The 20050-nt window shown below is 48.1% G+C and carries 13 protein-coding genes and 1 pseudogene; 2 read left to right on the top strand and 12 right to left on the bottom strand.

Going from position 1 to position 20050, the window contains the following annotated elements; genetic code table 11:
* Nucleotide 1 precedes the first annotated feature (1 nt).
* Complete coding sequence (locus LC508_RS20525) at nt 2-772, bottom strand: ABC transporter ATP-binding protein (protein WP_103732238.1); 771 nt, start codon at nt 770-772, stop codon at nt 2-4.
* A gap of 303 nt (nt 773-1075) precedes the next feature.
* On the opposite strand from LC508_RS20525, the pseudogene LC508_RS28640 reads away from it, so the two are divergent.
* Nucleotides 1076-1279 (top strand): annotated as a pseudogene (locus tag LC508_RS28640) (PhoH family protein); the annotation flags it as partial.
* Nucleotides 1272-1937: an HD domain-containing protein gene (locus tag LC508_RS20515; protein ID WP_033140644.1), complete on the top strand. Its 666-nt coding sequence runs from the start codon at nt 1272-1274 to the stop codon at nt 1935-1937. The pseudogene LC508_RS28640 and the gene LC508_RS20515, both read left to right, overlap by 8 nt.
* Before the next feature lie 11 nt (nt 1938-1948).
* Here LC508_RS20515 and rsmA read toward each other — a convergent pair whose 3' ends face one another.
* From rsmA to LC508_RS20460, 11 genes are all read right to left on the bottom strand, one after another.
* Nucleotides 1949-2833, bottom strand: coding sequence for a 16S rRNA (adenine(1518)-N(6)/adenine(1519)-N(6))-dimethyltransferase RsmA (gene rsmA, locus LC508_RS20510; RefSeq protein WP_103732240.1), 885 nt, complete (start codon nt 2831-2833; stop codon nt 1949-1951).
* A 78-nt stretch (nt 2834-2911) separates the two neighbouring features.
* Nucleotides 2912-5770, bottom strand: a complete 2859-nt coding sequence (locus LC508_RS20505; RefSeq protein ID WP_225305240.1) for a hypothetical protein — start codon at nt 5768-5770, stop codon at nt 2912-2914.
* Between the two features lie 619 nt (nt 5771-6389).
* Complete coding sequence (locus LC508_RS20500) at nt 6390-8852, bottom strand: glycogen/starch/alpha-glucan phosphorylase (RefSeq protein ID WP_103731353.1); 2463 nt, start codon at nt 8850-8852, stop codon at nt 6390-6392.
* 38 nt (nt 8853-8890) lie between these two features.
* Nucleotides 8891-12007 carry an isoleucine--tRNA ligase gene (ileS, locus tag LC508_RS20495; protein WP_033140648.1) on the bottom strand — a complete coding sequence of 1039 codons (3117 nt, stop codon included), beginning with the start codon at nt 12005-12007 and terminating at the stop codon, nt 8891-8893.
* Nucleotides 12008-12347: 340 nt separating this feature from the next.
* Nucleotides 12348-12989 (bottom strand): beta-phosphoglucomutase, encoded by a 642-nt coding sequence (pgmB, locus tag LC508_RS20490; RefSeq protein ID WP_018595318.1) that lies wholly within the window; start codon nt 12987-12989, stop codon nt 12348-12350.
* Nucleotides 12986-15355: a glycoside hydrolase family 65 protein gene (locus LC508_RS20485; RefSeq protein WP_103731354.1), complete on the bottom strand. Its 2370-nt coding sequence runs from the start codon at nt 15353-15355 to the stop codon at nt 12986-12988. The genes pgmB and LC508_RS20485 overlap by 4 nt, the downstream gene beginning before the upstream one ends.
* Nucleotides 15343-16386, bottom strand: coding sequence for a Gfo/Idh/MocA family protein (locus LC508_RS20480; RefSeq protein WP_018595316.1), 1044 nt, complete (start codon nt 16384-16386; stop codon nt 15343-15345). Before LC508_RS20480 ends, LC508_RS20485 begins: the two co-directional genes overlap by 13 nt.
* A gap of 63 nt (nt 16387-16449) precedes the next feature.
* Nucleotides 16450-17241, bottom strand: coding sequence for a sugar phosphate isomerase/epimerase family protein (locus tag LC508_RS20475; protein WP_103731355.1), 792 nt, complete (start codon nt 17239-17241; stop codon nt 16450-16452).
* 1 nt (nt 17242) lies between these two features.
* Nucleotides 17243-18307 carry a zinc-dependent alcohol dehydrogenase gene (locus LC508_RS20470; RefSeq protein WP_018595314.1) on the bottom strand — a complete coding sequence of 355 codons (1065 nt, stop codon included), beginning with the start codon at nt 18305-18307 and terminating at the stop codon, nt 17243-17245.
* Between the two features lie 19 nt (nt 18308-18326).
* Entirely contained in the window at nt 18327-19172 is an 846-nt protein-coding gene (locus tag LC508_RS20465) for a carbohydrate ABC transporter permease (protein ID WP_018595313.1), read from the bottom strand.
* Nucleotides 19159-20046: a carbohydrate ABC transporter permease gene (locus LC508_RS20460; protein ID WP_018595312.1), complete on the bottom strand. Its 888-nt coding sequence runs from the start codon at nt 20044-20046 to the stop codon at nt 19159-19161. Before LC508_RS20460 ends, LC508_RS20465 begins: the two co-directional genes overlap by 14 nt.
* Nucleotides 20047-20050 lie beyond the last annotated feature (4 nt).

Here is a 20050-nt window from a genome sequence, read left to right as displayed (position 1 = left end):
GTCACACCACCTGCAGACTCACCTGCTTATCCTGGCGGAACAGCATGAAAATATTGTTTTTCTTGATTTCCAACTGGTTCAGGATGAACTCTTTTACAAAGAGGTTCTGCGGAGCAGTTATGATTTCCTCCGGACATCCGTACTGGGAAATGGTTCCTTTGTTTACGATCAGCACTTTATCGGACAGGGTCAGCGCCTCCTCCGGATCGTGGGTGACGATAATGGTTGTCAGATGGAATTCTCTGGAGATCTCTTTGATCTTCTCCTTGATGGATTCCTTGATAACGCCGTCCAGGGCACTCAGAGGCTCGTCCAGAAGAAGGATCTTAGGCTTCATCACCATGGTTCTGGCCAGCGCCACACGCTGCTTCTGGCCTCCGGAGAGCTGTTCTATCTTCTTCTCCAGATGCTCCTCAAGCCCCAGAAGATGAATGAATTCCTGTACTTCCTTCTCGCTGGATATGTCCGGTTTGTTTCTGAGGCCGTATGTAATGTTTTCATATACATTTAAATTGGGAAACAGGGCATAATCCTGGAATACAATATTAAATCCGCGTTCCTCCATAGGTACGTCTGTGATATCTTTGTCGTTAAATATGATCTTTCCTTCATCTAAATCCGTAATGCCCAGTATCAGGTTCAAAAGTGTTGTCTTGCCGCATCCGGACGGGCCCAGTATAGAGACGATTTCTCCCTCCTCGATACAAAGATTGATATTCTGCAAAATGGTGACCCCGTCATAGGATTTCTTTACATTCTGAAGTTCTAACATGAAATGTATTCTCCTTTCCTTTCATGTACAGCGCTGCTGCTGACAATGCCTATTAAACTGCATTTTCGTCTTTTCATCCATCCTGTTTTCGTAAGCTCTTCGTTAAATGCCTGTAAAGCAGGCCGGAACGTCCCGTTTTACAAAAACTGTCTGTGGATTTAACAATGGGATGATAGAACTGTTTCCTATATGGATGTATGATAAAAAAACACTGAAGGAGCTGGGTGGATCAGAAAGCAGTAGGGGAAAAAGGCGCTCGCGCAAGAGAATCCGTCAGGCGGCTGAAGAATTTAATGCTGCTGAGGAGCGAAGGTCATCCTGCCGGGAGACCCGAACCAGATTGACCATCCTTTTCCGGATGAGAGGACTAATGGCCTCAGCTCTGCATAAGAATATATGAAAGGAAATCCGCTCTGCTGTCAGATCACCCTCACAGCAGATGAATGCGAACATTCTGACCCGGCTACAGATGCCGTCAGAAGGGTAAAAGAAAAGAAATATGAATGAAAATATTTATAAGGAACTGAAGAAATCCGAAGAAGTGAAAGCATACATGGAACAGGGCAATCACAGCCTGGGTGTCCTGGGCTTCACGGAGCACTCCTGCCGGCATGCCGTCAAGGTTGCTGAGACAGCAGGAAAAATACTGAAAAAACTTGGATATGGAAAGCGTGAAGTGGAGCTTGCAAAAGTGGCCGGACTCCTTCACGATGTGGGAAACTGTATCAACCGCAGCGACCACGCCCACAGCGGTGCGCTTATGGCTATGCACATTCTTCAAAAATATAAACTTCCGCCAAGGGACACTGCAGTGATCATAAGCGCCATCGGTCAGCACGATGAGGGAACCGGCAGCGCTGTAGATCCGGTCTCCGCGGCTGTCATTCTGGCTGACAAGACGGATGTGCGCCGCAACCGAGTGCGCAACCCCATACGGGAAAATTTCGATAAGCACGACAGAGTCAATTATGCTGCCATCTCCTCCGCACTCTCCATTCATATGGATAAAAAAATCATCCAGCTCAATATTGAACTGGATGAAGAGATTTGTTCCATCATGGATTACTTTGAGATTTTCATGCAGCGTATGCTCATGTGTAAACGGGCCTCGGAAATGCTGGGCATGAAATTCAAGCTGATGGCAAACGGCAATAAGATCTGCTGATACCGCCGTTGTTATTCTTTTGCGGTATTTCCGTCTGCAAGGGCATTTGCCAGTCTCGCAAAGTCCGCCAGCGTCAGTGTCTCTCCCCGGATACCGGCCTGAAAACCGCAGGATTCTATGGTGCGCTGTATTTCCTCTTTGGAAAATGACAGCTCCGGAGAATTGTTCAGTCCGTTAGCCAGTGTCTTCCGCCTCTGGTTAAAGGAGGCTCTGATCAATCGGAACATGAGCTTTTCATCCCTTACGTCCACAGGCGGTTCTCTGTGGCGTGTCAGGCGTATGACCGCACTTCCCACTTTCGGTCTCGGCATAAAGCAGTTTGGAGGCACATTTGCCACAATGTACGGATCAGCGTAATACTGGACTGCCAGAGACAGGGCGCCGTAGTCTTTGGTTCCCGGTCCCACCTGCATGCGGTCTGCTACCTCTTTCTGCACCATAACCGTGATGGATGCAATAGGCACATCACTTTCAAATAATCCCATGATAATCGGCGTCGTAATATAATATGGCAGATTCGCCACAACTTTGATTGGTTTTCCTGCGTTGTGCTCCTCTGCCAGTTTTTTGATATCGACTTTCAGAATGTCTTCGTTTAATATGGTCACATTCGGAAATTCCTGAAGCGTATCTTCCAAAATAGGAATCAGCGTCTTGTCGATCTCTACCGCATATACCTTTCCGGCGGCCTGTGCCAGATACTGGGTCATGGTTCCGATACCGGGGCCTATCTCCAGCACAAAGTCATCCTTTGTAATATGTGCGGCATCTATTATTTTGTCGAGTACATGGGTATCGATTAAAAAGTTCTGCCCGTATTTTTTCTGAAAAACAAAATCATATTTCTGCAGGACCTCTATGGTCCTTTTCGGATTTCCCAGGTATGGGGCTGTCATCTTTTCATCTCCCGTCATAATTTAATGTTCCCCGGCAGGCCGGAGTTTACACACTCCAATGCGCTGCCGGGGATTATTTTATACATCAAAGTCTTTTTCGTAAAGCATAATGCGTCCGCTCTCATCCAGGTGGCGTTTTGCCACTTTTTTGCCCGGGCGTCTTCCGCCTCTGGAGGCACGTTTGATCGCGTTGTCCATCATCTCTTTTACCTGTCCCACTGATACGGGATCGTCTTCGTCCTGGTTGTCACCAATCAAGGTGTACAGGGCCAGAACAGCCATGTCATCAATTTTGTATCCCATCTCTTTGGAATATGTCTTTGCAAAGGATACCAGCTCGTCATTGGTAAATACCGGAATGACTACGCGGGAATCGAATTTCTCCATAAACTCCGGATACGTCTTCTCCAGGCTCTGAATGCCCGGCTTCAAGTCTTCCAAAATAACAGTCAGACGGTTTGTCCTGAATTCCATGGCCTTGGAAAGTTTCTCTATCACATCCGCTTTTAATGATGAAGCGTTTTCCACTACCAGAAAGCCGCCGGCCAGCTTGTCAACTACATAGGCCGGGTCCTTCTCATTCATCTTCTCCGCATCCAAATATGCGATCTTGGCGCCTTCCATATGGCGCTCCTTACAGATGGCTTTTATCAGGCCCTCTGACAGGCGGGTCTTGCCTGCACCTTCGCGTCCTGTAATCACTATATTTCCGGATTTTGATGTCCTTTCACAGGCAGACTCCTGTGCAATGTCAAGTGCTTCTGTAATCTGCTGGGTCAGGCCCGGTATGGGGGCAAAGTAAGTGAAGAGACGTTTCTGTTCTTCCGGGGTAAGGTGATGTCTCAGTATGGATTCTGTGGCAGTCCCTGCAGGAGACATGGATGCCTCTTTAGGCATACGCTTGTCTTCAGCAACTGTCTGGACCAATTCATCCTCCGGATATTCAGGCTGTTCAAAACTTTCAGACCGGTCAGCTTTTCCTGGCTGTGCATAATCTCCCGGCTGCGCGGCGCTCTTGGACTGTGCCGTTGTCTCCGGCTCCATAACTGCTGACTCCAGGGCTTTCTGCAGATCTATTGTCATACCGCCAAGTCCTGCTTTCACTTCATCTACCGGTATTTCGATGGTTCTGCCTTCTAAATCGTCCGGTTCTGAGGTGATGGCTGCCTCTGCCATGATGGATTCCATGGACGGCTGCTCCAGCTCTGGCTGGACGGGTTCCGGGGCCGCCTGCTGTGGCTGAACTGACTCCGGTACTGCCTGGTCAAACTGGGGGGATTCCGGTGCTGTCTGCTCAGCCTGGAATGATTCCGCTTCCGCCTGCTGTGGCTGAGCCGGTTCATATGCTGTCTGCTCAGCCTGAAATGATTCCGCTTCCGCCTGCTGGGGCTGAGCTGATTCATATGCTGTCTGTTCAGACTGGAATGATCCCGCTTCCGCCTGCTGTGGCTGAGCCGGTTCATATGCTGCCTGTTCAGCCTGGAATGATCCTGCTTCCGTCTGCTGTGGCTGAGCCGGCTCATAAACTGTCTGTTCAGACTGGGCAGCTTCCCCATCCGGAACCGTTGGCTGTGAGCCGATCGTATATTCTCTTACCGGCTCCTCCACTGCTTCTGAAACCGGCTGCTGCTCCTGATCTGCTTCGTATATTGGCTGTGGTTCACTTCTATCGTTTTCTGCATCTGCCGCATTGGATTCTGCCGATATCTCAGACGGCATCACCGTGTCTTCTGCCACATTTGCCGCTGTTTCGGCCACGGCTTCAACTGCCGGTGTTACCCCTTCGGATACCTTTGCGACTGCCTGTGCCAGTTCTCCTGCTGTCTCAGCCAGAATAGCGTCCAAATCAACCTCCCGGACAGGCTCTTTCGGTGCCTCGACAGGTCTTGATACCGGTTGTTTCATGGCTGCAGGTGTGATGCTGGATGATGCAGGTTTGTCCGGTTCCAGTTCTTTTACCACGTAATCCCTGGTGTCATCTTCCATGCCGTAGCTCTGTATATCATCTGCGGCAGATTCTGCCGGCGCATCTGTCTCAGCCTCCGGCTCTTCTACTTTCGGGCCGCCGGAGAATACATCCCGGATACCCTTTGCAATTTTATCCTGTAAAACCCCTGTTGTTTCCAGAATCGGTGAAAATACGGTTACTTCCTCCGGTGCCTTTCCGGTTGCCCTGGAGCGGACTGACTCGATATGGGGCATTTCATCTGTATTCTGTTCTGCAATTCCTGTACCCACGGACTGGCTGACAAGCTTTGAAGCCGCCTGTGTGGCTGCGGTTATTGTAGCTGCTGCGGCTGCCGCGGCGCTCTCCGGTGACGGTTCCACATAACGGTTTCTATACTTTTCCTCCTGGCTTGGAGAAAGCGGAGCATATTTCATTTTCAGCTCCATGGCTTTTATCACGTATTTGCCTTCACTGAACCAGAGAATCAGGTCATCGCATTCTTCCACACATTTGTCCTTCATACCAGCCTTGGCATACAGCCTTGCCAGCTCATAAGACCAGCGCTCCGTATACTCACGTCCCTTGTATTCTTCCAGAATTGCGATCTGTTCCTGGATGGGTGAACGTCTTCCTCTGTAGATCTTGTACTTTAATATGTAACGTGAGTTATCATTCGGGGAGATTTCTACAAACTGGTTGTAATATTCCACTGCCTCATCAAAATTCCCCATTTTGATTGCCAGCTCAACCAGCCGGTATATTACTGTTTTTCCTATAGGTGCCCTCTGATGTGCCAGTATGAGCAGCCTGCGGCTGTCTTCATACCGTTTATTCGCCTCATAAATCTCGCCGACCATACAGAGTGTTCTTGCACTTCGCACCCTGCGCCAGTCAATCGTATCGACAATCTCCAGAGCCCCCTTATAGTCCTGCCTGTCAACCAGATCGTTGATCACGTCCAGCTTGGCACGGTATTCGTTCTTGTCCACTGTTTTCACCTCTGTTAGTATATTCTTCAATTTCGAGTAGTCTTCAGACATTATTACGGTAGGGTATATTTCTCCATAATTATTTTCAGTGTACCATAGACCAAAAAGGATGTCAAAAGAAATGATTGGCACGTAGTTTTGACAAATACACCAATTATTACATGTCAGATATATTTTATCATCAAATTCAGAAATTATTTTAACATTTTCTATTTTATCAGTATTTTATCCATATTTTAAACCGATAACGGCAAGTAAACGTCTGACACAAACAGAGTTCTATGTCGTGTCCCGCATCGAACTGCTTACACCTCCCGCATAAACGCACAGCCGGGTATGGCCATAAGCTTCCCTGTACGGGCGTTTAGGAGCGCTTAGAGAATCTTACGAGATCCACACGCTAGCAAGCACTTAGTGAAGAGCCCTAAGGCGATGAACTTAGTGCGGGTTGCGTGTTAGCTCGGAAGTTCTCTGCTCCCGTCCGTACAGGGAAGCTTATGGCCAGACCCGGCGTCCGGTTTTACCCCACACAAAAAGGAGCCGCCCCTCATGAACCTCTCAATTCATCAGGACAGCTCCCTCACCTCATCACCCTGCACTCACCAGGATAACACTATCTCTATTTATCAACCGTAACCTTATCCAAATGCCAGATCTCATCCACATACTGCTGTATCGTCCTGTCAGACGTGAACTTACCGGAGCATGCCGTATTCAGCAGCGCCTTCTTAGCCCATCCCGCTTCATCCTTATAAGCCTCTTCCACACGCTTCTGTGCTTCCGCATAAGCCTTAAAGTCAGCCAGAATAAAGTAAGTATCTGCCCTGTCACTGCTCTTTGTATTCAGCAGTGAATCATAGATATCCCGGAACAGCTCAAAGTCACCATTGGAATACGTTCCGTTGATCAGCTGCATCAGCACATTACGGATATCCGGATCATTGTTGAAATACTGCATGGGATCATATCCGCCATGGTTCTCATAGTTGATAACCTCGTCGGAGGACAGACCGAAGATAAACGCATTCTCCTCGCCCACTTCTTCCACGATCTCCACATTGGCACCATCCATAGTACCGATAGTAACCGCACCATTCAGCATGAACTTCATGTTACCGGTTCCTGACGCCTCTTTACTTGCAGTAGATATCTGCTCAGACACATCGGCTGCAGCGAAGATCATCTCCGCATTGGATACACGATAGTTCTCAATAAATACTACTTTCAGTTTTCCGTTGATAGATTTATCATTGTTCACCACATCTGCAACTGCGTTGATCAGCTTGATCGTAAGTTTTGCACGCACGTATCCCGCTGCGGCTTTTGCGCCGAAAATGAAGGTTCTCGGATAGAAATCCATTTCCGGATGCTCTTTGATCTGGTTATACAGATACATCACATGCAGAATATTCATAAGCTGGCGTTTGTACTCATGCAGACGCTTTACCTGTACATCGAAGATAGAACGCGGATCCACCTCAATGCCGTTGTGCTCCAGAATATATTTTGCAAGACGCACCTTGTTCTGATATTTGATATTCATGAACTCCTGCTGTGCTCTCTTGTCATCTGCATATACTTTCAGCTTGGAGAGCTGTGAAAGGTCAGTCACCCATCCGTCTCCGATATGGTCTGTTACCCAGTCTGCCAGCAGCGGGTTGCCGTGGAGCAGGAAACGTCTCTGTGTGATACCGTTTGTCTTGTTGTTGAATTTGTCAGGATACATCTCATAGAAATCCTTTAACTCCTGTTTCTTCAGGATTTCCGTGTGCAGCCTTGCAACACCGTTTACGGAGTAACCGCCTGCGATAGCCAGATGTGCCATCTTGACCTGGCCGTCATAGATGATAGCCATTTTGCGGACTTTCTCCTGATTGCCCGGATATTTATTGTTGATCTCCTGGATGAATCTGCGGTTGATCTCCTCAATGATCTGGTAAATACGGGGAAGCAGTTTGGAGAACAGCTCGATGGGCCATTTTTCCAGTGCCTCTGCCATAATGGTATGATTGGTGTAAGCGCAGGTATGGGTTGTGATTTCCCATGCCTCCTCCCAGGTCATGCCTTCCTCGTCCAGAAGGATACGCATAAGCTCCGCCACAGTCATGGTCGGATGGGTATCATTTAACTGGAAGGTAACTTTCTTCGGCAGATCATGCAGGTCGCTGTGAGATTTTTTGAATTTCTCAATGGCAGCCTGGATACTTGCGGAGATGAAGAAATACTGCTGTTTCAGACGCAGCTCTTTACCTGCATAGTGATTGTCATTGGGATAAAGGACATCACAGATATTCTTTGCAAGGTTCTCCTGCTCAACTGCTTTTCTGTAGTCACCCTTGTCAAACAGATCAAGCTGGAATTCACTGATGGCCTGTGCATCCCAGATTCTCAGGGTGTTGACGATCTTATTGTTGTAACCCACGATAGGCATATCGTATGGAATAGCCAGTACGGACTGGTAACCTTCCTGTACGAAATTGTTTCTGCCTGTGGCAGGGTCATATACTACCTTTACATATCCGCCGAATTTTACTTCTTTGGCGTATTCCGGACGGCGAAGCTCGAATGGATATCCGTCTTTCAGCCAGTTATCCGGTACTTCCACCTGGAATCCGTTCTCGATCTTCTGTTTGAACAGACCATAGTGGTAACGGATACCGCAGCCGTAAGCACAGTAACCCAGAGTTGCCAGGGAATCCAGGAAACATGCTGCCAGTCTTCCCAGACCACCGTTTCCAAGGGCCGGGTCCGGCTCCTGGTCTTCGATCACATTTAAGTCAAATCCCAGTTCCTCCAGTGCCTCTTTCACTTCATTGTATGCGCACAGGTTGATCAGGTTGTTGCCCAGCGCACGGCCCATAAGGAACTCCATGGACAGGTAGTATACAATCTTCGGGTCATCTTTTTCATACTGCTTCTGTGTCAATAACCAGTTGTCAATAATAACGTCCTTGACCGCAAGGGAAACTGCCTGGAAAATCTGCTCCTGGCTTGCCTCCTCAATGGTCTTTCTGTAAAGCATCTTTACATTTTCCCTGACGCTTTTCTTAAACTCTTCTTTTTTGAAATTATTATCTAACATTTTCTCCTCCTCCGGAACTGACCGGCCGGGAAGATTCCTTATGAAATCTTCTCCACACCTAATGTCACGCTTTCAGAATTGATCTTCCAATCCTTTGTATAGCCGCTTACTTCATTGTAGTTGACGTCTTCTGCCAGTACCTCTGCCTTGATGTCCGCCTCGTGAGCGCGGAAGATGCCCTCAATCACCTGGTTTCCTGTAAGGGAAATTCTGATTTTATCCATTACCTCGAAACCAGCCTCTTTACGCATGGTCTGGACTTTGCTGATGATCTCTCTCACAAAGCCCTCTTCAATTAATTCCGGAGTCAGGTTTGTATCGAGTACAACCGTGATGTCATTGTCTGATTCGGAAACATATCCTTCCATCTGCGCAGTGTCAATGAGTAAGTCACTTTCTAATAATACTATTTCCTGACCGTCAATGTCAAGTTTCAGCTCGCCGCCGGCCTTCAGCTCATCCATGGCTGCATTGCCGTCGATGGAGGAAAGGGCTGCTCTTATGCTGTTCAGATGCTTGCCGTATTTTGGTCCCACGGTCTTTAACTGAGGCTTGAAGCTGTAGGATGTAAAATCTCTCACATCGTCTGTAAAGCTCATTTTCTTCACATTCAGTTCATCCTCAATGATCTCTTTATAGAAGTCGGAAAGCTGGAATGGGGCCTTGACAAACATTTTGCCGATTGGCTGGCGGTTCTTGATATTTGCCGCATTTCTGCATGCACGGCCCATTACCACGATTTCCAGAAGGTCTTCCATGTTCTCTTCCAGTTCAGCGTCGATCCACGCCTCATTGCATTCCGGGAAATCACACAGATGGATACTTTCCGGTGCGTCCTTGTCAATGCTTCTCACAAGGTTCTGGTAAATATCCTCTGTCATGAACGGAATCATAGGTGCTGCTGCTTTTGCAACAGTCACAAGGGCTGTGTACAGAGTCATATAAGCATTGATCTTATCCTGTTCCATACCTTTTGCCCAGAAACGCTCACGGCTTCTTCTCACATACCAGTTGCTCATCTCATCCACAAAATCCTGCAGCGCGCGGGCTGTCTCAGGGATGCGGTAGTTTGCCAGGTTGTCATCCACGGTTTTCACCAGGGTATTGAGCCTGGACAGCAGCCATTTATCCATAACAGGAAGCTTGTCGTATTCCAGTTTGTATTTTGTAGCGTCAAAGTTGTCGATATTTGCATACAGCACGAAGAACGCGTAGGTATTCCACAGGGTACCCATGAATTTGCGCTGTCCCTCCTGTACAGCCTTGCCGTGGAAACGGTTCGGCAGCCAGGGCGCACTGTTTACATAGAAATACCAGCGGATGGCATCAGCCCCGTAGGTATCCAGAGCCTCAAACGGATCAACGGCATTGCCCTTTGATTTGCTCATCTTCTGTCCGTTTTCATCCTGCACATGGCCCAGCACGATTACATTCTTAAACGGAGCCTTGTTGAAGATCAGGGTTGAGATAGCCAGCAGAGAGTAGAACCATCCTCTTGTCTGGTCCACAGCCTCGGAGATGAAATCTGCCGGGAACTGCTGCTCAAACAGGTCTTTATTTTCAAATGGATAGTGATGCTGTGCAAAAGGCATGGAACCGGAGTCAAACCAGCAGTCGATCACCTCAGGCACACGGTGCATCTCTTTGCCGCATTTCGGGCAGCGGATGGTGACATTGTCAATGTATGGCCTGTGCAGCTCAATGTCATCCGGACAGTTGTCGGACATTGCCTTTAACTCTTCTTTGCTTCCGATGGAGTGCATATGTCCGCATTCACATTCCCACACATTCAGCGGGGTTCCCCAGTAGCGGTTGCGGCTGATGCCCCAGTCCTGTACATTTTCCAGCCAGTCTCCGAAGCGTCCCTTGCCGATACTTTCCGGAATCCAGTTGATCGTATTGTTGTTGCGGATCAGGTCTTCCTTCACGGCTGTCATCTTGATGAACCAGGACTCTCTTGCATAATAGATCAGCGGAGTGTCACATCTCCAGCAGTGGGGATAACTGTGCTCAAATACAGGCGCATCAAACAGCAGGCCGCGTTTTTCCAGGTCAACCAGCACTTCTTTGTCTGCTTTTTTGCAGAAAGTACCTGCCCACGGAGTCTCTGCGGTCATCTCACCTTTTTCATCTACTAACTGTAAGAACGGCAGGTCATAGGCTCTTCCCACCTTGCTGTCATCTTCACCGAAGGCAGGTGCAATATGAACCACACCGGTACCGTCTGTCAGCGTTACATAAGTATCGCATGTAACATAGTATGCTTTCTTTTTCAGTTCTACGAATGGGAAGAGCGGCTCATACTCTTTGTACTCCAGTTCTTTTCCTGTATAGCGCTCCAGGATCTCATAATTTCCTTCTCCCAGAACCTTATCAAGCAGTGCTTCTGCCATATAGTAGGTGTATTCCCCGGATGTCACTTTTACATAGGTTTCATTTGGGTTCACACACAGTGCCACATTGGACGGAAGGGTCCAGGGTGTTGTGGTCCATGCCAGAATATATGCGTCCTCGCCTTTTACTTTAAAACGGGCGATAGCGGAGCGTTCTTTTACGTCCTTGTATCCCTGGGCTACCTCATGGCTGGAAAGCGGGGTTCCGCAGCGCGGGCAGTAGGGAACGATTTTATATCCTTTATACAAAAGGCCTTTGTCCCAGATTTGTTTTAAAGCCCACCATTCGGACTCGATGAAATCATCATGGTAGGTGACATAGGGATTATCCATATCTGCCCAGAAGCCTACAGTTCCCGAAAAATCCTCCCACATTCCCTTGTATTTCCACACAGATTCCTTGCAGTGGTTGATAAATGGTTCCAGACCGTACTCTTCAATCTGTTCCTTGCCGTCCAGACCCAGCATTTTCTCCACTTCCAGCTCTACCGGAAGGCCGTGGGTATCCCATCCTGCCTTTCTCGGTACCATGCAGCCTTTCATGGTGCGGTATCTCGGGATCATATCTTTGATAACACGTGTCAGAACATGGCCGATGTGAGGCTTGCCATTGGCTGTGGGCGGGCCGTCATAGAAAGTGTAGGTCTCACCTTCTTTTCTGTGTTCCATGCTCTTTTTGAAAATTTCATTGTCTTCCCAGAATTTCTCGATGTTTTTTTCTCTTTCCACAAAATTCATGTTTGTGGGGACTTTCTGATACATGTCTTATTCTCCTTTCTCTGTGCCTGGGGGATATAAAAAAGGCCTCCGCCCTGCAACAGGACGAAAGCCTCAGCTATCGTTTAACCACCTCTTACACATACTATCATACGCGTTCCTTTTAACGGGGGAAATCCGGCATCCCTTACTTATATTTCAGGCAGCGGCTCCGGAGTGATATTCTTCTGCTGATACTCATACCGGGCTTGCACCTTCCCCGGCTCGCTGTGGTTTTCTCCTGCAGAATACTGTCTCCATCATCGTCTTTGTCTTTATCAAATTTCATTATAAATAGATAGAGAAGAAAATGTCAAGGGATATGGGAGATTTTCTGTGATTTTGGCTATTTCGGCAGGTCTAATCCGGGAAGTTCTGCCGTATCCGGCACTACGATGTCCGCATTTCCCAGAATTTCACTGCTTCCAATCCCCACACTTTTCATTCCGCCTGCTGCCGCTGCAGCGATCCCTGCCGCCGAATCCTCTATCACCACACAGTCTTTACAAGGTACGCCCAGCATTTCAGCCGCTTTTGTAAACACCTGGGGGTCCGGTTTTGCACGTTCCACCAGGTTTCCGTCCACCACTGCGTCGAAGAATGGCATAAGACCCAGCTTTTTCAGAATCATGCCGCCGCTTTTGCTGGCGGAGCCCAGGGCGATCTTATAACCCTCCGCTCTCAGTCTTTCCAGAAACGCAGGTATGCCCGGCAGTATCTCAGATTCATCTATAGTGGACACCATATCCAGGTAGTACCCGTTCTTCCTGTCCGCCAGCGCTATTTTCTCCTCCATGGACAGATTCTGTATCTTTCCGGTCTCCAGCACGATCTCCAGGGATGTCATTCTGCTGACCCCCTTCAGACGCTCATTATTTGCCTCGTCAAATACAAAGCCCAGCTCTGCGGCCAGTTTTCTCCATGCCAGATAATGATACTTTGCGGTGTCCACTACAACACCGTCCAGATCAAAAATCACTGCTCTCATGCGCATATGTCCTCCTCTTTGTCTTTGCACTTCACTGACAGGGTATCTGTCAGAGTATATATTTCATCATTCACCAGCACAGACAGAGGCTGCACAAATTTCTCACGGCTTTCCAGCAGAACTTCCCGGCGGTTTATTTTCACATCTATTTCATGCCCATATACCTTCACAGAGAAACGCATCTCCTTCCAGTGTTTTGGCAGCCGCGGAGAAACATTCAGCCTTCCGTCAGAAAAACTGATGCCTGCAAATCCAAAGATCACACAACTCCAGATTCCCCCAAGGGAAGCAGCGTGGATACCATCCGTTGTATCATTTGGATTGTCATCCAGGTCAATGACCATACACTTTTTAAAGAACTCCCAGGACAGTTCCGTCTCACCGATGGCAGCGCAGGCCTGTGCGTGGGCACAGTAACTCAGAGAAGAGTCGTGTATGGTCCTCTCCTCGTAAAAGAGAACATTCTTTTTTACCACTTCTTTAGAGAACATGTATGGAAACAGGTTCAGGAGCATAACCACATCCGCCTGCTTCAGCACCTGCATATCAACCACCTCGTCCCTGGAGTAGTCCAGGAGGACTGCCTGTTTGATCTGAGACTTTTTATATTTTTCAATATCCGGGATGCGTTTTTTAGAGAGAAATGTGTCATCCTGGGGGATGACAAGCTCCTCATTGGGAACAGGAACGTACAGCCTGTCCGCAAACTCTTCCCAGCTCTTTCTGTTCCTATCCATCCCCAGACGGCGGTTCAGCTCACGGTACAGATCCGGACTCTCCGCACAGAGCTTTTCAGCCAGAACAGAGGCCAGTCTGCAGCAGTAGCGCGCCATATAATTGGTATATGCGTCATTATCCACGTGTTCCGTATATTCATCAGGCCCGATAATGTCACAGATCACATAAGCCTGTCTTTTTTCATCCCACTGCCCCCGGGATACCCAGAAAGAAGCCGTCTCAAAAATGATCTCATAACCGAACCGCTCCATAAATGCTCTGTCCCCGGTAACACTGTAATACTGCCATACCGCATAGGCAATATCCGCTGTCACATGATGCTCTTTGATCCCGGACCACACTTTGTTGGCCTTGCCTGTATGTATGTTAAGCGCTGCGTAGAGCGGTGTCTCTTCCCGCCCTGTTACGGCTGCCTCCCAGGGATACATGGCGCCCTTGTAACCATATGCCTCTGCCTTTTCCCTGGCTCCGTCCAGACCTTTATACCGGAATTCCAGCAGATTTCTGGCTGCCTGCGGAAATACATACTGGAAAAACGGTAATATAAAAATCTCCGCATCCCAGAACACATGTCCCTTGTACCCCTCACCTGTGAGTCCTTTTGCCGCAATACTGCAGTCTGTACTGTGCCAGGGCATCATTCCCAGCAGATGATACTGGGCAAAACTGACTGCTGCCTCTTCCTCCGGACTGGCCCCGTCAATCTCAATCCGGGCCTGTCTCCAGATATCCTGCATTATTTTCTTATGCTTTAAAAAGACATCTGCATACCCTGCCTCACTGCATTTTTCCAGCAGCTTCTTCTGCCTGTCCAGGCCAAGAGAGTCTTTTTCATTTTGGATATAGACATATTTGGTAAATTCCCAGGTTCCTCCATCCGGAATACTGAAGAAATATCTGCCGGTGATCCCTCTTCGTTTCAGGGTAAACACAGCCTCCTCCTCTTCTCCGGTATAACTTACCCCTTCCAGAATACTCAGTGTATCCTCCTCCAGATATCCCTCCACATGCAGATACTTTCTGTCGTACACCCGGCAGTTTACCTTCTTAAAGTGGGACACACCGCTGTTGGTCTGCTGTCCGTCGATTCCGGTACAGATTCCGCCATGCTTTATGCATCCCTTCTGCATGGTGATTCCGATACTCTGTACAAACAGATGCTCATTTTCCATGGAGGCAAATCGGCGGTCTGTCAGGCAGAAGCTTGCGCCTGATTCCAGTTCATAGGTAGATGTGATCACCAGTTCTCCTGTGTGGATATTGAATTTCCGCTCAAACTCTGTAAGACAGCGGCTGTCCGGCAGCACCGGCACCCCGTCCAGCACCAGCTCATAGCCTGTCACATCAGGGCAGTTGACAAGTTCCGTAACTTCCTCCTCATAGGCCCTGTTGTAGAGACCGGCTATGAACATCCCCTTCTTCCCATCCAGAGAGGGGAGGCCAAGGGAAGCCCGGACACCCATATATCCATTACACTGTGCAAACACAGATTCTGTCTTCAAAGCAAAACGAGGTTCGTATTTCTTCTGTCTGAGCCAGATCTCTCCGCCCTGTTTTTCAATCGCATAGTGAATCATTCTGTCTCTTCCTCTCCCATCTGTCAGCCGTCCGTCAGCTATTCCTGCCATATATAAGGCATGCCGCTTTCGGCTGCTTTGTATAATGCCCCGATCACACGCTGAACATATGTCCCCTGCTCGGCTGTGACCAGCAGCGGCTCCCTGCCAAGACAGGCTTTTACAAAGTTCTCCTCACTGTCTCTGTGCCAGTCCCTCATCTCCATGAACGGAAAACTTTTGTCCGTAAGCTGTCCCTGTTCTTCCCCGTATATTTCAAGAGGAAATACGTTTGCGCCCAGCTTATCTCCGTATAACTGTATTTTCCTCAGATCACGTTCTTTCATATTAATGGCAAAGGATGTTTCCAGACTCATACTGGTTCCATCAGCAAAATGTATAAACCCAAAGAGTCCGTCCTCCACGGTAAAGCGTCCACCGTCCCATGTTCCCATAAGGCCCTGGCCGCCTCTTTTTCCGATTCTGTCACTGGAAGAAGCACACACGTAAGAAATCTGCGGATATCCCAGAAGATAGAGCGCACAGTCCAGCATATGTGCCCCGATATCAATCAGCGGGCCGCCTCCCTGCATAGCTTTATTGGTAAAATTACCCCAGCCGGGAATTCCTCTTCTTCTGTGCCACTGCACGTTCGTATTATAAATGGTACCAAAATCCCCCGCCAGAATCTTCTCTTTCAAAAATGCAGTCTGCTCACTGTGCCGGAAATGAAACCCGTAAGACAGAAGCAGCTTCTTTTCTTCCGCCTTTTTTTCCATGGCCTGTGCCTCCTGAACAGTTATGGCAGGTGGCTTTTCACATAATACATGACAGCCTGCCTCCAGCGCGTCCAGTGTGATCTGACAGTGGAATTTATTGGGCACGCAGATTGTCACCGCATCCGGCCGAAGCTCAGACAGCATTTCCAGATGATTTCCGAAATACCGCGCAATCCCAAACTGCTCTGCCACTGCCTTCGCAGCGTCAGGGTTGGTATCACAAATTCCCACCAGCTCTACATTTTCCATGCTTTGATAATTTGGTATATGTGTCACCCTGGCAATCTGGCCGGAACCAATGATCGCCATCTTCAATTTATCCATCTTTATCCTCCTCTTGAGGGCAGAGAAAACACCGTCGGCATCCTGAGACGCCGGCGGTGTTTTTTACAGAAACTGCTTCATAAAATCAACGGATTTCTGATATACCTCCAGCGGATCATCCCCGCGGATCCTTCCTTCATTTACAACAGCGCCCTCATATCCTATATTCTTTAAAGTCTGCATATGCCTGTTCCAGTCAATGGACCCGGTACCAGGCTGATATCTGTGGTTCTCCGCAATGTGGATATGTCCGATCACATCCCTGAACTCTGTAAGAGAGCGGGAGATATCATCCTCTTCGATGGCCATATGATAAAAGTCAGCCGTGATCTTGACCATCTCAAAGCCGCCCCTGTGGATAATATCCATGGCATCCTGCAGGGTGTTCAGCATATGGTCCTGATAACGGTTCAAAGGTTCCAGGTAAATGTAGATCCCATTCTCCTTTGCCACAGGCTCCAGCTCTGAAAGTGATTTCAAAATAGCCTTAACATCCCCTTCATGGCTTCTGGGAGATACCATCGGCGGAAGACGGAAAGTGAACATACCCCAGGCAGCAGGTACCACAACACCGGTTCCCCCTACTTCCTTCAAGGCACGGATGATCTCTTTTAAATCCTCCACACCATTCTCCCTGCGCTCCTCTATAAAGTCCCCGATCCAGCCTCTGTAGCCGCCGCAGGCGCTGGACACGGGAAGACCTGACTCTTTAATGGCCTGTTTTACTGTTTCTACATTGTCTGTCAGCACTTTTCCGTCTATCTCAAAACATTCAAATCCCATATTTTTTACGAATTTGAATTTTTCAATCAGGTCTTCCGGAAAAAAATCCTTATCCTGTGTTCCTAACAGCATATTATTCCCTCCCTGTAAAGTCTACACCCAGTTTAATGCTCTCTTCCGGATGCTGGTCAACGTAATAGCAGAATCCTTCCGCGCATTTGTCAAAGGGTACTACCGGATAAATAATGTCATCACAGTCAAGATAACCGTTCATAAGAAGCTCCCAGCACACATCTTCGATTCTGTGTCTGTCCCAGCGCGGATATTCCGGGTTCGGCTCACTGCAGGCACGGGAGAAAATGATCTTGCCGTAATTGAAGTGTGCCTCCTGCCCAAGCCACAGGCCTGCAGGGAATGGTTTTGCAAATGCCACATAAGCGATGGTTCCGTTATAAGCCAGACCTTTCAGCGCGGACTGCAGGGCATGTACATTACCGCTTGTCTCGATAATAACATCAGCACCCTTTTTATCCGTCAGCTTCTTGATCTCCATTCCGGCGTCGCAGCTCATGGAATCAATGGTGTAATGTGCGCCGTGTTTTTCTGCGATTTCTCTTCTCTTCGCAATGGGGTCAATACCGATCACTGTGGTGGCACCGATCTTTGCCGCAAACTGCAGGGCAATCTGTCCGATGGCGCCGAGCCCGATCACCACAACACGGTCGCCCGGGCGAACATCCGCATCCCGGATTCCGCTCAGCGCAAACTGTGCAGGGTCATAGCAGACCGCATTCTTCGCGGATGCCTCTTTACTCATTTTTCTGAGCTTGTAATTGTCCACTGCATTTACGATCTGGGTCTCTTTAATGGGTCCGTAGGAGCATACGCGGTCACCCACTTCATACTCTGTAACATCTGCGCCCTTTTCTACGATCGTTCCAACGAACATATTTCCAAGTGCCAGGTCTCCAAATTCAATACCTCTGGGTTCATCTTCACCCCGCTCTGTGAAAACCCTCCACTCCTCATCGAATTTCCCGTCAATAAAAGGAGTGGTGCCGCGGAAATCCGCCAGCTCAGTGCCATGTTTGGGAGCTGCGAACTCCACCTTTATCTTTACTTCATTACTGTTTATCTCTCTGTCTGTATAGTCTTTCAGTTCAGCAACTCTGGGTGCTGTAGCCACTAATTTTTTCATGTCAGTTCTCCTCTTTTCCTTAACCTTTTACACCGCCGTCAGTTCTGCCGCCCTTGATCAGTCTCTGGCTGAATCCATACATGATCACTACAGGGAGCGAGGTAACCAAAGATGCCGCCATCATTCTTCCCCATACGTAATCCGGTGTATTGAACAGGGAGTTGAGTCCGATCGGAATCGTCATCATATCCGGGGAGTCAATGAATATGGATGCAAAAAGCACATCATTCCATGCGATCATAAATGCGTAAACGAATACAGATATCAGTCCTGAAATAGAAAGCGGAACAATGATGCGGAAGATAATGCCCATCTTGCTGAGGCCATCCACTCTTCCTGCCTCCTCCAGTTCTTTCGGTATAGTGTCAAAATAACTTCTTGTCATATAGATGGCTGTGGGAAGTGTCTGGATGATCATACACACAATTACAGCCTCTCTGCTGTTCTTTAACCCGATGGCAGAGAGCATACGGAACAAGGGAACGATAAGCAGAATCCCGGAAAACATATAAACCAGGAAAAACATTTCGCTGATTCCCTTTTTTCCTTTGAATTTCAGCTTTGAAAGCGCATACCCGCCCAGGATCCCCAGAAATACAGCCAGTACGGAGACCGTCAGGGCAATATACAGACTGTTTCCAAAGTATTTCAGATACGGGAAAATACCCGGATCAAAAATATCAATAAAGTGCTGGAAGGTCCATGTCTTCGGAATGACCGTAGGCGGATACGCAATGGTTTCCGCTGTGGATTTTATGGACACGCTGAGCATGATGAGGAATGGGAACAGCAGGATCACAACCAGCAATACTACTCTCACATAGAAAAATATCTCTTTTAATGTTTTTCTCTTAATCTTCTTCAACTCTCAGCACCTTCTTTCTGATCAGCATAACAAGGCTGAAGATCACCACGAACAATACAATGGAAATGGCTGCTGCCTTGCCGAAATCATGTGTGGCAAAAGCCATATCGTACAGGTATACACCCAGTACATTTACCTGTTTTGTCAGGAGATATACTTCCGTATAAATGTAGAATACCCAGATTGTCCTCAGGCTGACTACTGTTACCAGTGTTGGTTTGATGGCAGGATATGTAACTGCCAGGAACTTCTGCCATGAGGTAGCTCCATCCATGTCAGCAGCCTCATACAGGCTCTTGTCCACAGACTGCAGGATCGCCACAAAGGACATGTATGCATACGGATAGAATTTCCATATAGCAAATATAGTGACAAGGATAAACGCACTTGCCGGCTGGTCAAACCATAACGGAACCTCATCTGCCAGCTTGAGCACATCCACTATGATATAGTTAATGATACCATAAATATTGTTGAACATATAACGCCATGCGAAAATAAGACACACAGCCGGAACCACGTAAGACAGAATAATAATTGAATTTACAAGCTTTTTACCCACAAACTCCCGGTTCATGAATACTGCGATAGCCAGACCGAACGCGGTACTTACTGCAGTTACCAGAACGGTGAAGATCAGGGTGACAAATACGGACTGGTAGAAGCTTTTATCCTGAAATACAGCCTTAAAATTATCAAGCCCCACAAACTCTGACGCCATTCTGGGATTGATGGGCACATCCTGGAAACTGATCACAATATTGTAGATCATTGGATAGCCTATCAGCAATACCAGCAGGATCAGACTTGGTGCCAGCAGGGCATAAGCAAATCTGGTATCATTTCCGCCCAGTTTTTTCTTTTTGGACTTCATTCCT

Source organism: Blautia parvula (assembly GCF_020215665.1).
GTDB classification, from domain to species: domain Bacteria; phylum Bacillota; class Clostridia; order Lachnospirales; family Lachnospiraceae; genus Blautia; species Blautia celeris.
Note: the sequence above shows the minus strand (reverse complement) of the source record. Positions and strands in the feature narration are given on the sequence as shown.

What these genes read in the sequence shown, in the direction of transcription:
- LC508_RS20525 (WP_103732238.1), bottom strand. Translation starts at nt 772, where the DNA reads ATGTTAGAACTTCAGAATGTAAAGAAATCCTATGACGGGGTCACCATT.
- LC508_RS20515 (WP_033140644.1), top strand. Translation starts at nt 1,272, where the DNA reads ATGAATGAAAATATTTATAAGGAACTGAAGAAATCCGAAGAAGTGAAA.
- rsmA (WP_103732240.1), bottom strand. Translation starts at nt 2,833, where the DNA reads ATGACAGCCCCATACCTGGGAAATCCGAAAAGGACCATAGAGGTCCTG.
- LC508_RS20500 (WP_103731353.1), bottom strand. Translation starts at nt 8,852, where the DNA reads ATGTTAGATAATAATTTCAAAAAAGAAGAGTTTAAGAAAAGCGTCAGG.
- ileS (WP_033140648.1), bottom strand. Translation starts at nt 12,007, where the DNA reads ATGTATCAGAAAGTCCCCACAAACATGAATTTTGTGGAAAGAGAAAAA.
- pgmB (WP_018595318.1), bottom strand. Translation starts at nt 12,989, where the DNA reads ATGAGAGCAGTGATTTTTGATCTGGACGGTGTTGTAGTGGACACCGCA.
- LC508_RS20485 (WP_103731354.1), bottom strand. Translation starts at nt 15,355, where the DNA reads ATGGCAGGAATAGCTGACGGACGGCTGACAGATGGGAGAGGAAGAGAC.
- LC508_RS20480 (WP_018595316.1), bottom strand. Translation starts at nt 16,386, where the DNA reads ATGGATAAATTGAAGATGGCGATCATTGGTTCCGGCCAGATTGCCAGG.
- LC508_RS20475 (WP_103731355.1), bottom strand. Translation starts at nt 17,241, where the DNA reads ATGCTGTTAGGAACACAGGATAAGGATTTTTTTCCGGAAGACCTGATT.
- LC508_RS20470 (WP_018595314.1), bottom strand. Translation starts at nt 18,307, where the DNA reads ATGAAAAAATTAGTGGCTACAGCACCCAGAGTTGCTGAACTGAAAGAC.
- LC508_RS20460 (WP_018595312.1), bottom strand. Translation starts at nt 20,046, where the DNA reads ATGAAGTCCAAAAAGAAAAAACTGGGCGGAAATGATACCAGATTTGCT.